This window comes from Gilliamella sp. A7, from assembly GCF_002142015.1.
Classification (GTDB): domain Bacteria; phylum Pseudomonadota; class Gammaproteobacteria; order Enterobacterales; family Orbaceae; genus Gilliamella; species Gilliamella apis_A.
In genome coordinates, this window is sequence record NZ_NASN01000001.1 from 1 (window position 1) to 13,713 (window position 13,713).

Annotated in this window: 9 protein-coding genes; 3 read left to right on the forward strand and 6 right to left on the reverse strand. The window is 35.4% G+C overall.

The annotated features are described in order from the left end of the window. The first annotated feature begins 256 nt into the window (after window positions 1-256). On the forward strand, window positions 257-898 hold the full coding sequence (locus tag B6D18_RS00005; RefSeq protein ID WP_144063932.1) for a hypothetical protein: 642 nt from the start codon (window positions 257-259) through the stop codon (window positions 896-898). Here B6D18_RS00005 and glnB read toward each other — a convergent pair. Beyond that, on the reverse strand, window positions 891-1,229 hold the full coding sequence (glnB, locus tag B6D18_RS00010; RefSeq protein WP_086362590.1) for a nitrogen regulatory protein P-II: 339 nt from the start codon (window positions 1,227-1,229) through the stop codon (window positions 891-893). The genes B6D18_RS00005 and glnB overlap by 8 nt on opposite strands. Before the next feature lie 23 nt (window positions 1,230-1,252). After that, window positions 1,253-2,860, reverse strand: a complete 1,608-nt coding sequence (locus B6D18_RS00015) for an NAD+ synthase (protein ID WP_086362591.1) — start codon at window positions 2,858-2,860, stop codon at window positions 1,253-1,255. Window positions 2,861-2,973: 113 nt separating this feature from the next. Here B6D18_RS00015 and aroB point away from each other — a divergent pair, with 113 nt between their 5' ends. Both aroB and B6D18_RS00025 read left to right on the forward strand, forming a co-directional pair. Beyond that, window positions 2,974-4,053 carry a 3-dehydroquinate synthase gene (aroB, locus tag B6D18_RS00020; protein WP_086362592.1) on the forward strand — a complete coding sequence of 360 codons (1,080 nt, stop codon included), beginning with the start codon at window positions 2,974-2,976 and terminating at the stop codon, window positions 4,051-4,053. Between the two features lie 260 nt (window positions 4,054-4,313). Next, a complete protein-coding gene (locus B6D18_RS00025) occupies window positions 4,314-5,393 on the forward strand; it encodes a 3-deoxy-7-phosphoheptulonate synthase (protein ID WP_086362593.1) in 1,080 nt (359 codons plus the stop codon). A gap of 60 nt (window positions 5,394-5,453) precedes the next feature. Here the strand turns inward: B6D18_RS00025 and purL are convergent, their stop codons facing one another. From purL to B6D18_RS00045, 4 genes are all read right to left on the reverse strand, one after another. After that, entirely contained in the window at window positions 5,454-9,356 is a 3,903-nt protein-coding gene (purL, locus tag B6D18_RS00030) for a phosphoribosylformylglycinamidine synthase (protein ID WP_086362594.1), read from the reverse strand. A gap of 367 nt (window positions 9,357-9,723) precedes the next feature. After that, entirely contained in the window at window positions 9,724-11,400 is a 1,677-nt protein-coding gene (glnS, locus tag B6D18_RS00035) for a glutamine--tRNA ligase (protein ID WP_086362595.1), read from the reverse strand. 206 nt (window positions 11,401-11,606) lie between these two features. Continuing rightward, on the reverse strand, window positions 11,607-12,950 hold the full coding sequence (locus B6D18_RS00040) for an ATP-binding protein (protein WP_086362596.1): 1,344 nt from the start codon (window positions 12,948-12,950) through the stop codon (window positions 11,607-11,609). Next, window positions 12,947-13,675: a response regulator transcription factor gene (locus tag B6D18_RS00045; RefSeq protein WP_086362597.1), complete on the reverse strand. Its 729-nt coding sequence runs from the start codon at window positions 13,673-13,675 to the stop codon at window positions 12,947-12,949. The genes B6D18_RS00040 and B6D18_RS00045 overlap by 4 nt, the downstream gene beginning before the upstream one ends. Between the last annotated feature and the right edge of the window lie 38 nt (window positions 13,676-13,713).

Here is a 13,713-nt window from a genome sequence, read left to right on the forward strand (position 1 = left end):
TTAAATGACTATTTAAGATAAATTGATAAATATGGGATCTGTCTTCCATAAATGAACATTAATAATATTTATGCTTGATTAATTATATTTTTTTGTTCTAAAAAATTGCGGTTATTTGCAATTGCTCAAACTTAGTACAAATCTTAATATTTCTTTAAAAAAGAAAAGCGGTTTTTACATTGTTATTATGTTGTAATAATTATACAATCAATAATAGTTAATTTAATGGTAGATATTCTTATCAAGATAAATCAACATGTTTAAGAACGTTCTTATATTACTGTTTATGTTTTTTACATCCACTGCATCAGCCGATAAATTAGCACTGATTGAAGCGTTGACATCTTGTAATCCTGACTTTTTTAAACATGTATATGAACACAAAGATGAGCTAAAAAATCACACTAACGTTGAAACTTTTAATCAGAATCAAGCCTATATTCCTGTTGAAAACCGTGGTGATACAACAAAAAACTTCGTTTATTTTAAAAGTCCAATCACATATAAAAATCTTAAGCTTATAGGTTACTATGATAGCGCTATGGATTTAAAAAAAATGGGAAAATATTATTTTTGGGGTTTCATTATTGAAAATGATATCAACCAAATCCGCGATAGCTTAGATTTTTTAGAATGGAAAAATATGGAAGAAAACCTGCTATATATTGCTAATCCCAAAATCAGAAGTATTAATGACGATATTCAAGTTTGGCATAAAAATACCGGCTCTGTCGTTGGCGTAAAAACAATTCCCGCACCTAACACAACTGAAAAGCTATTATTACTTGAAAAAGGCGAGAACATGCATCTTTTAATTTGTTCAATTCAAGGCATTGTTACTAATAATCTACTTAAGCAAGAACGCCCTGATATTTATGCTGATATGATAATTAAATAGCCGACTCATCCATCTCGCCAGTGCGAATACGGATCACTTGCTCAACGTTATAAACGAATATTTTACCATCCCCAATTTTACCTGTTTGCGCTGTTTTCATAATAGTTTCAATACATATTTCTAAAATATCATCAGGTACAACAAGTTCTATTTTTACCTTTGGTAAAAAATCAACCATATACTCTGCACCACGATAAAGTTCAGTATGTCCTTTTTGACGACCAAAACCTTTCACTTCTGTCACAGTCATACCTGTAATGCCTTGATCAGCAAGTGCTTCTCGAATATCATCTAATTTAAAAGGTTTGATGATTGCTTCAATTTTTTTCATATCTCTTTACCCTTAATTCGAGATTACCAATTCTTAAATCCAAAAGCAGAAGAAATTGGATAGCGTCTGCCTTTGCCAAAGTTACGAGCAGTAATTTTCGGGCCTACTGCTGATTGTCTTCTTTTATATTCGTTAATATCAACTAATTTAATAACACGTCTTATTGTTATTTCATCATAACCTTGTGCAACTAGTTGTTCAATCGAAAAATCCTGTTCAACATAACCCTTTAATATTCCATCTAAAATATCATATGGTGGTAAGCTGTCTTCATCTTTTTGATCTGGAGCAAGCTCAGCTGATGGCGGACGAGTAATTACACGTTCTGGAATAACATAAGAGCGGCTATTTCGATATTTAGACAATGCAAATACCATAGTTTTAGGTACATCTTTAAGTACATCAAAACCACCCGCCATATCGCCATAAAGTGTTGCATATCCGACAGACATTTCACTTTTATTACCTGTAGTTAATACGAGTCTACGACGTTTATTTGACAACGCCATTAAAATAACACCGCGACAACGTGCTTGTAAGTTTTCTTCGGTGGTATCTTTTGCCGTACCTAAAAACATCGGTGTTAAAGAGGTCATGAATGCATCAAACATCGGTTCAATTGAAATAATATCAAACTCAACTCCCAATATTTCTGCCTCTTCCTTTGCATCAGCGATACTAATATCAGCCGTATAGCGAAATGGCATCATAACAGCCTGTACTTTATCTTTACCTAACGCATCAACGGCAATAGCTAAAGTTAACGCTGAATCAATACCACCAGATAACCCTAATACCGCACCTTGGAAACCATTTTTAATAATATAATCACGTGTTGCAAGTACTAACGCATCATAAACAGCCGATAATGGATCGCCATTAAGGTTAGGTATTGGTTTATGATTATCATTGAGCTGAAAAACAGAAATTTGCTCTTCAAACGAATTTAATCGATGGACGATATCACCCTTCTCATTACAGACAAACGAGTTACCATCAAAAACAAGCTCATCTTGACCACCAATTTGATTCAAATAAACAATTGGTAATCCGGTTCTTACTGCATGTTGTTTAATAAGTTCTTGACGATACTTCGGTTTTTCATAGACATACGGTGAAGCATTAATCGAAATAACCAAGTCGGCACTGTTTGCTGCAATTCGATCAATAGGTTCACATTGCCAAAGATCTTCACAGATTAATAAGCCAACTTTTTTACCTTTAAAATCAACCACACAAGTTTGCTCACCAGCAGCAAAATAGCGTTTTTCATCAAATACATCATAATTAGGTAATTGCTGTTTGTGATAACACGCTAATTGTTGTCCATCGAAAAATAGTGACAATGAGTTATAAACCAAACCATCTTGCCAATGAGGATGACCGACAATTACTCCACATTGTCGACTAGCTTGTTTGATGGCCGATATCGCTTGTTGGCAACGATTTTTAAAGTCATCACGATAAATTAGATCTTCTGGAGGATAACCACAAATTGCAAGTTCAGAGAAAATAATAAGATCATGAGATGAATGGCTTTGCATCAATTCAATGATTCGCTGTGTATTACCTTCAATATCACCTACACGCCAGTTTTTTTGTGCTAATACGAAAGATAAGGACATATAAATTCAACATTACAGATAAAAATTGGCAGTAAGTTTAAATGATTCTAAGTTGCGCTGCCACTTTTTTATCGTTAACATGCAATATTAAATTGGCATAAACTTGTTGGGAAATAATTATGCAAAAGATCTTAAATGTAGCATTAGAAAATCGCAGTTATCCTATTACTATTGGTGAAAACTTACTTAGTCAATTCGAACATTTCAAACTACACAGCGGCCAGCGAGTACTTATTGCCACGAATGACACGATTGCTCCGCTTTATCTACAACATTTGATTGACATGCTTGAGGCTCATGGGATAAAAACAGATTTTGTTATAGTCCCTGATGGTGAACAATATAAAACCATGGAAACATGGAATCAAATTCTAACCGCTCTACTTGCCAACAATCATACTCGAAGTAGCATCCTTATCGCACTTGGTGGCGGTGTTATTGGCGATGTCGCTGGTTTTGCCGCTTCTGCTTATCAACGAGGAATTAAATTTATACAAGTACCAACAACGTTATTATCACAAGTAGATTCATCCGTTGGAGGAAAAACAGCCATTAATCATCCTCTTGGTAAAAATATGATTGGTGCATTTTATCAACCACAAGCAGTTGTTATTGATATTAATTGTCTTAAAACTCTACCACCACGAGAGCTTTCAGCAGGTTTAGCCGAAGTAATAAAATATGGCATCATTATGGATTCTGAGTTTTTTAATTGGTTAGAAACGCATATTAATGATCTACTTAATTTAGATGTAAATGCCTTAAGTTATTGTATTTATCACTGCTGTAAACTAAAAGCACAAGTTGTTGCTGCCGATGAAACAGAACAAGACATGCGCGCTATTTTGAATCTTGGTCATACTTATGGTCACGCTATTGAAGCGGAACTCGGCTATGGTAATTGGTTACATGGTGAAGCAGTTAGTGTTGGAATGTTAATGGCGGCACAAACAGCTAAATTGCTTGGGAAGTTGACAGATAAAGATATTGAACGAATAAAAAATCTATTAATTAAAGCTAAACTACCAGTTAAAAGACCGGAACAAATGACAATTGAATCCTATATTCCACATATGCTACGAGATAAAAAAGTTCTGTCAGGACAAATTAGATTGGTCTTACCAACTAAAATAGGTGCAGTTGAAGTCATTGATGTTGTTGATAAACAATTGATTTTAGAAGCAATCACATCTATTTAAATTCTCATTTTTTTCATATAACCTACCATATTCAATATACGGATGCATAGAATTCTCTCACCGCATCCGTACATATTTATTTACATTCACTGAAGTTAAATTATAAACAACCGTAAACATTACTTTACAGAACATCAATTAATCTAACAATAAGTTAATTTTTGATTTACTATTCCGTAATTTTGTGTTTACATATTGCTTGTTTATGTAATTAATATTTTACATATAAAAATATGAATGATTTTAACAAGGAAAATCAAATGTTAAAAGACACACTAAATAATGTTCGAATCAGAGATGAGCATATGTTAATCACACCCGAAGAAATAAAAAACCTTTATCCATTGTCATCTGAATTAGAAAATCAAATTGCTTCATCCCGACAAATCATTGTTGATATTTTAGAACGTCGAGATCACCGATTACTTATAGTTTGTGGTCCTTGTTCTATTCATGACCCTGATGCAGCTATTGAATATGCACATAAATTAAAAAAACTTTCTGATGAAGTAAAAGATAACTTATTTATTGTTATGCGAGTTTATTTTGAAAAACCAAGAACTACTGTTGGTTGGAAAGGTATGATTAATGACCCTCATATGGATAGCTCGTTTGATATTGAACATGGCTTAAAAAAAGCACGTAAATTGTTACTTGATATCACTAAGATTGGATTACCAATTGCAACAGAAGCATTAGATCCAAACACACCGCAATATATTGGTGATTTAATCAGCTGGTCAGCTATTGGAGCGAGAACAACTGAATCACAAACTCATCGAGAAATGGCTTCTGGACTATCAATGCCTGTTGGTTTCAAAAATGGCACAGATGGTAGTTTAGACGTAGCTATTAATGCAATGAAATCAGCTTCAATGGCACATCGATTTGTTGGTATTAATCAAAAAGGGCAAGTTACAGTATTACAAACTTTAGGTAATCCGCATGGTCACGTGATTCTAAGAGGCGGAAAAACACCTAATTATGATGCTGAAAATGTTGCTTTATGTGAACAGCAAATGGATAAGGCTAAATTAGTCCCTAACTTAATGATAGATTGTAGTCATGCCAATTCCAATAAAGATTACCGCAATCAACCTATCGTTGCAGACTCGATTATTGAGCAAATTAAGCAAGGCAATAACTCAATTATTGGAGTAATGATAGAGAGTAATTTATTTGAAGGTAATCAATCATCTGAACAACCAAAAGAAAATTTCAAATATGGTGTATCCGTTACTGATGCTTGTATTAACTTTGAAACGACTGAGCAATTATTGCGAAGAATGGATAATGATTTAGCTAAACCATTACTTAGTCGACAAAAGCAGACTATCTAAATTTAGACTATTTTCTATTACAATAAGTAAATTAGCCGACCATTGGTCGGCTAATTTTTTTTAACCAAGTTGTTTACGTGCATTACGGAAAATTCGCATCCACGGGCTATCTTCTCCCCAATTATTAGGATGCCACGAATTGGTTACGGTTCTAAATACTCGTTCAGGATGCGGCATCATGATTGTTGCTCGCCCATCACTAGATGTCACCGCAGTAATACCGTTTGGCGAGCCATTTGGATTAGCAGGATACTCTTCTGTCACTTGACCAAAGTGGTTAATATAACGTGCGGCAATCAGACCTGAGTTTTCTAAATCAGTTAAATGCGCTAAATCATAGGTTTCAACTTGACCTTCACCATGTGAAACAGCAATCGGCATATGCGATCCAGCCATATCAGTAAAGAGTAATGAAGGGCTAGACTGAATTTGAACTAGACTAAATCTAGCCTCAAAACGTTCCGATACATTACGAACAAAACGAGGCCATAACTCAGCACCAGGTATCAGTTCTTTTAAATTCGACATCATCTGGCAGCCATTACAAACACCTAACGATAAAGTATCATTGCGTTGGAAGAATTGCTCAAACTCATGACGAACTTGTTCATTAAATAAAATAGACTTAGCCCAACCTTCACCGGCCCCTAATACATCGCCATAAGAAAAACCGCCACAAGCAACTAAAGTATTAAATTGATTCAAAGTCACTTGACCTGATAATAAATCCGTCATATGAACATCAATTGACTCAAAACCCGCTCGAGCAAATGCTGCGGCCATTTCAACATGTGAATTGACACCTTGTTCACGTAAAACTGCAACTTTAGGCTTCACGCCTTTGACTATGTAAGGTGCAGCAATATCTTGCTCAATATCAAAAGTAAGATGAACATTTAAGCCTGGATCATCACCATTTTGCTTAGCTTGGTGTTCCTGATCTGCACATTGTGGGTTATCACGTAAGCGTTGCATTTGCCAAGTGGTTTCTGCCCACCATGTTCTTAATGTCAATCGCGATTCGCTATACACCACGGCGCTATTATTACGAATAATAAATTGCTGTCCTGTTTTAGCTGTTCCTAATGTATGAATCGACTGAGATAACCCAAACTGCTTAAAGCATGTCATGACTTTTTCTAAATCACTATTACGAATTTGAATAACCGCGCCGAGTTCTTCATTAAATAGTGAGGCAATGATATCACTACCAAGTGAATTAATATCAATATCTATACCACAATGTCCTGCAAATGCCATTTCTGCTAAGGTTACCAATAAACCTCCATCAGAACGGTCATGGTAAGCAAGTAAGGTATTTTGCGCAACTAAACTTTGGATGGCCTGATAAAAAGCGGCTAATTCTTTAGCATCATGAACATCAGCTGTTCTTTGTCCTAGATGACGATAAACTTGTGCTAATGCTGTTGCCCCTAATGCTTGATGACCTTTAGATAAATCAATAAATAGTAATAGATTATCCTCATCTGTACAAAGTTGTGGGGTTATTGTTTTACGCACATCTTCAACTCGAGCAAATGCGGAAATCACCAATGATAACGGTGAAGTTACCGTTTTTTGCTCACCATCTTGTTGCCATGTCGTTTTCATTGACATAGAGTCTTTACCAACCGGAATAGCTAATCCTAAAGCAGGACATAACTCTTCACCAATGGCTTTAACAGCTTGATAAAGACCAGCATCTTCACCTGGATGACCAGCTGCAGCCATCCAGTTAGCTGAAAGCTTAATACGTTTAATGTCGCCAATATTTGTCGCAGCAATATTGGTAATTGCTTCACCAACCGCTAATCTAGCTGATGCAGCAAAATTAAGCAGAGCAACAGGAGCTCGTTCCCCCATTGACATGGCTTCACCGTAATAACTGTCTAAACTTGCTGTTGTCACCGCGCAATCGGCAACCGGTACTTGCCAAGGTCCAACCATCTGATCACGAGCAACCATACCTGTTACCGAACGATCACCAATGGTAATTAAGAAAGTTTTTTCCGCCACAACGGGCAAATGTAATACTCGTTTCACCGCATCATATAAATTGATATCGGATGTTGAAAAATGATCGCCTTGTGCTTGGCTAGATTTAACATCTCGCAACATTTTTGGCGTTTTACCCAACAGCACGTCTAACGGTAAATCTATTGGATTATTATTAAAATGTTCATCATGTAACACGACTACTTTATTAATTGTAGCTTCACCAATTACTGCATAAGGTGTACGTTCACGCTTACAAAGTTCATCAAACAATTCTAAGCTTTCTGGGTGAATAGCTAGTACATAGCGCTCTTGTGATTCATTACACCAAATTTCTAACGGTGACATACCTGGTTCGTCACTTAGTATTTTGCGCAATTCAAACTGACCGCCACAACCACCATCACTAACTAGTTCAGGCATCGCATTGGACAAACCACCAGCACCAACATCATGAATAAATAAAATTGGGTTTTTATCACCAAGTTGCCAGCAACGATCTATCACTTCTTGGCAACGACGTTCCATTTCTGGGTTATCACGTTGAACTGAAGCAAAATCAAGATCAGCATCTGATTGTCCTGATGTCATAGATGAAGCAGCACCACCTCCTAGACCAATATTCATGGCAGGCCCACCTAATACAATTAATTTGGAGCCGATAGGAAATTCGCCTTTTTGAATATGTTCACGACGAATATTGCCCATACCACCTGCTAACATAATCGGTTTGTGGTAACCTCTGACTTCATCACCATTATAGCTATTTACTTTCTCTTCATAAGTACGAAAATAACCAAGTAAAGCTGGACGACCAAATTCATTATTAAATGCCGCACCACCTAAAGGCCCATCCATCATTATGTCAAACGCACTGACAATTCGATCTGGTTTACCAAAATCTTGTTCCCAAGGTTGTTCAAAATTGGGAATTCGTAAGTTCGAAACAGAAAAACCAACTAATCCTGCTTTTGGTTTGGCGCCTTTTCCTGTTGCGCCCTCATCTCGAATCTCACCACCACTACCCGTTGCCGCACCCGGCCATGGTGATATTGCTGTTGGGTGATTATGGGTTTCCACCTTCATTAAAATATCAGCATATTCCTGATGATAATCATAGCTTCGACTATCATATTCAGCAAAGAATCGTCCAACTTTCGAACCATCCATAACAGCGGCATTATCCTTATAAGCGGATGACACATAATCTGGCGTATGTTCAAAAGTATTTTTGATCATTTTAAATAATGATTTTGGTTGTTTAACACCATCAATAATCCAATCAGCATTAAATATTTTATGACGACAATGTTCAGAGTTTGCTTGACCAAACATATAAAGCTCAATGTCAGTCGGATTACGGTTTAATTTCTGAAAATTCTCAACTAAATAGTCAATTTCATCTGGTGCTAAAGCCAAACCTAATTTTAGATTAGCTTCCTCTAATGCTTGACGACCTTGTCCTAACAAATCAATAGTTGTTACTGGTTTGGGTTGATCAGCCCTAAATAATTGTTCTGCTTGCTCGAAACTGCTTAAAACGGTCTCCATCATTCGGTCATGTATCAAACCCAGAAAAGCATTTTTTTGAAAATCAGTTAACGGAGAACTAGCTTGCACATAATAAGCAATACCTCGTTCTATTCGATGGATTTGTGATAATCCACAATTATGTGCAATATCAGTAGCTTTAGATGACCATGGCGAAATAGTACCTTCGCGTGGAGTAACTAAAAAGAGTATTTTACTGGCTTTATCTTCGACATTTATTTGCGCACTTTTAGGGCCATATTGTAACAATTTATCTAAGGTTAATTGTTGTTGAACGGTTAATTCATCACTTAAATCAATAAAGTGAATGTATTGGGCTTCAATATTTGTTATAGGGATAGATTGTTCACGACAAGAGGATAAAATTTTATTAATACGAAATGCAGATAGAGCAGAAGAACCAGCTAAAATTTTCATGCTAAGAGTACTCTTTTTAAGCCAAAATAGGAAAAAAATAGAACAACATTATAAAATAAACTGAACAAAGAGGCTATCTTAAAAATCATAATATAATGTAATTAAAGAATTTTGAGGAAAGGGGTTTTTTAATGTTCAATTCGGCTTTTTATGATTATTTAAAACACTACAATTTTTTAAAATAAATCTTTAATGTTTATTATTAAATTAAGAAAATTTTTAATTACAATCTGTTAGTAATCATTATTATTGAGGATTATATTCATACTGCAAAAGTAAGCCAAACTAAGCTTCTGACGATGATATCAATAAAAATATTAAGTAGAGTGGATTAATACGCCAACCAAAGTTGGCGTATTGATTATGATTAAGCTTCGTTCCAACTGTCTCTTAATCCCACTGTTCGATTAAATACTAAATTATCTTCAGTGGCATATTTACTATCAAGACAAAAATAACCTTCACGTTCAAATTGATAAGCGTGTTCTGCTTCAGCTTTTTGCAAACTAGGCTCAACAAACCCATGTTTAATAATTAATGAATTTGGATTGATAGTTGATAAAAAATCCTCTGCACTACCTGGATTTGGAGTATTAAATAGCCGATCATAAAGACGAATTTCAGCTGGCTTTGCAAATTTAGCTGACACCCAGTGAATAACTCCTTTAACTTTACGTCCATCTTCAGGATTTTTATTTAATGTAGCAGGATCATAACTACAATAAATAGTTTGAATATTACCGTCCGCATCTTTTTCAACACGTTCTGCTCGTATCACATAAGCATTACGCAAACGAACTTCTTTACCTAATACTAAACGCTTATAATTTTTATTTGCTTCTTCCCTAAAATCAGCTCGATCAATATAAATTTCACGCGTGAATGTCACTTCTCGATGACCTAATTCTGGGCGATTAGGGTGATTTGGCATGCTAAGTACTTCATCAATTGTTTCCGAAAAGTTTTCAATGACAACTTTAACAGGATCAAGTACCGCCATTGCTCGTGGCGCATTTTCATTGAGATCTTCACGAATACAGAACTCAAGTGTACTCATTTCAACCGTATTTTCTTGTTTAGTTACACCAATTCGACGACAAAATTCACGAATTGATGCCGGTGTATAACCACGGCGACGCAAACCCGATACGGTAGGCATCCGAGGGTCATTCCAACCGTCAACAATTTGTTCAGAAACTAACTGGGTTAATTTTCGTTTAGAAGTAATAGCATATTCAAGATTTAGTCTTGAAAACTCATACTGATGTGGTCTTGCTTCAATAGTAATATTATCTAAAACCCAATCGTACAAACGACGATTATCTTGAAACTCAAGCGTACAAAGTGAATGAGTTATATTTTCAATGGCATCCGAGATACAATGTGTAAAATCATACATTGGGTAAATACACCATTTATTGCCAGTTTGGTGGTGCTCAGCAAATTTTATACGATATAACACGGGATCACGCATAACAATAAATGGTGATGCCATATCAATTTTTGCTCTTAAGCAGGCTTTACCTTCAGCAAATTTACCTTCCTTCATTTGGATAAATAATGCTAGGTTTTCTTCAATGCTTCGATCACGATAAGGGCTATTTTTACCTGCTTGTGTTAATGTTCCACGATATTCGCGGATTTCATCAGCAGACAACTCATCAACATAAGCAAGACCTTTATTAATCAGTTCAATTGCATATTCATATAAACGGTCAAAATAGTCAGATGAGTAACAGATTTCACCATCCCATTGGAATCCTAACCAACGAACATCTTCTTTTATAGATTCAACGTATTCAATATCTTCTTTGGCAGGATTGGTATCATCAAAGCGTAAATTACATTTACCCTGATAATCTTGCGCAATCCCGAAATTTAAACAGATAGATTTTGCATGACCAATATGTAGATAACCATTAGGCTCAGGCGGAAAACGAGTATGGGTTGTTTTATATTTTCCTGCCGCAAGATCTGCATCAATAATTTGACGTATAAAGTTAGTTGGACGAGTTTCGTTCTCTGTCGGTAATACACCGCTCATAAAAAACCTCTAATTATATATGTTTACTCATGACCAATTTAGAAATGAGATTTTTCACTTTTATCATTTGATCAAAGAATATAGCAAATTTTTTGTTTTTTCGAAACGTTAAAAACGAGAGTTTTAAGTTATCTGAAAAAATATTGTTATTTAAATCTATATCTTTCTTAATAATTTTTGATTAAATTTTATTAAATCTAGCTTGATTATTCTTCACCTGATTTTATCGAAACCACAAATCTAGCACCCCCTAATGGACTAGTCACCACAAATGCTTTACCGTCATGAAATTCAGCCATTAATTTTACATAAGCAAGGCCTAACCCATATCCGCCGGTTGAACGTGTGCGGCTAGTATCAAGTCGAGCAAAAGGCATAAAAATTTTTTCACGAGCATCAAAAGGAATACCAGTCCCATCATCATCAATCTCTAAAATCACTCGATGATCCTGTTTTGTGATATTCAACACCGCTTTATGTGCAGCATATTTAAACGCATTGAGTAGTAAATTTTTGACAATGGTTTCAGCCAAATTAGTATCAATTTTAGCTTCGACATTTTGGCTATTACAAATTAATTCAAACCCTTTTGGTTTAAATAGTGCTAATGATTGACAAACTTTTTCGCCCCATTCTTTCAACGATACATTAGTAAGATTTAATTCGATATTACTCTGCTGCATTTTGAAATAATTCAAACTGGCATTTATCAGCGTTTCAAGTTCATTAATATCATCGCTCATTCCTTTTTGCAGTAATGCTTTTTCATGCTCATCGCTGGACTCTTCAAGCATACTTAACTCAAATCGCATCCGTGCAAGTGGCGTGCGTAGTTCATGAGCCATCGCATGTGAAATCGTTTGATTGGTACTAACTAAATGTTCTATGTGAGTCCCCATGTTATTAAGTACATTAGCTAACGGTTTAAATAACCAACCTTTTACATTTTCAGTACGCGCTTTTAAATTTCCTTGTCCCAATTGCTCTGCGGTTTGACGGATATTAACCAGATCTTTCCAAACTGCACTGAAAGCAAAATAGATTAAAATAAAAAAGACTATGGCACTAAACAAGGCCCAAATAATAAGAAATACACCCAACGACATGGTATTTGATTCTAATATATCTCGCATTAAAATCGGACCTAATTGCAATAAATGTCCATCCTTTAAATCAATATAGACAACCTCGTCATCACCATCATAAGCAAAACCAAGTTTTTCTAACTCTTTTTTAACTGAATGAGACAAAATAGTCTGTTGTGGTAAAACTTTTATTGGATAACCAAAAGAAGGCTGTAATTCATTAACTACATCTTGCAATGGACGTTGCTTATTTTCATCTATGTGTTTACGAATTAAGTTGACAGTTCCGCGTTGTGATTCACGAAAAACAAGATGATCATCGGGCATATCAGTTAATGACGAAGGTAATGAGTCAAATACCAATAATGCACCATAAGCAATAATACATTGTAACGAAAGCAAAATAACAAGGTAAAAGACTATGCGGCGATTGAAAAATAGCGGTTTAGCTAATAATTGTTTCAATGGTTTTCCCCTTCACGCATAAACAAATAGCCTTTTCCTCGCACTGTTTTAATCCGCGATGAATTATCGGGATCATCTAATAATTTGCGTCGCAATCGAGAAATGCGAGCATCAATTGATCGATCGCTACCGTCAAAATCAATACCTCTTACTTGGGAAAATATATCGTCTCGCGATAAAATTTTACCAGCGTTATTTGCTAATAACCAAAGTAAATCAAATTCTGCCGTAGTCAAATCGATATCTTGCCCATCTAATAAGACCTTTCGATTTTCACTATCAATCACTAAATTATCAAAGACCAGTGTATTATTATTAAACGTAGCTACTAGCTCCTTATAGCTTTCTTTATCGGTTTCGATCTGTTTTCGTCGCAACAATGCACGAATACGAGCAAGTAATAACCGCGGTTCTACAGGTTTAGCTAAATAATCGTCTGCACCTAATTCTAAACCAACAATTTCATCAATATTGTCTTCACTCGCGGTCATAATCAAAATATAGTTTGTAAACCACGAACGTATATCTCGACATATATCAAATCCAGATTTTTCTGGCAGCATGACATCTAAAATAACTAGATCTGGGTTGATCTGTTGTATTTTTTCCTCGGCACCTGCACCACTATTATGCCAATCAACCATATACCCTTGACGGATTAAATAAACTTGGATTAAATTAGCTAATCTTTCATCATCTTCGATGATTAATATACGTTCACTCATTTTCGGTTCTCTTTACCGTATAATGTGTACTTCAAAAT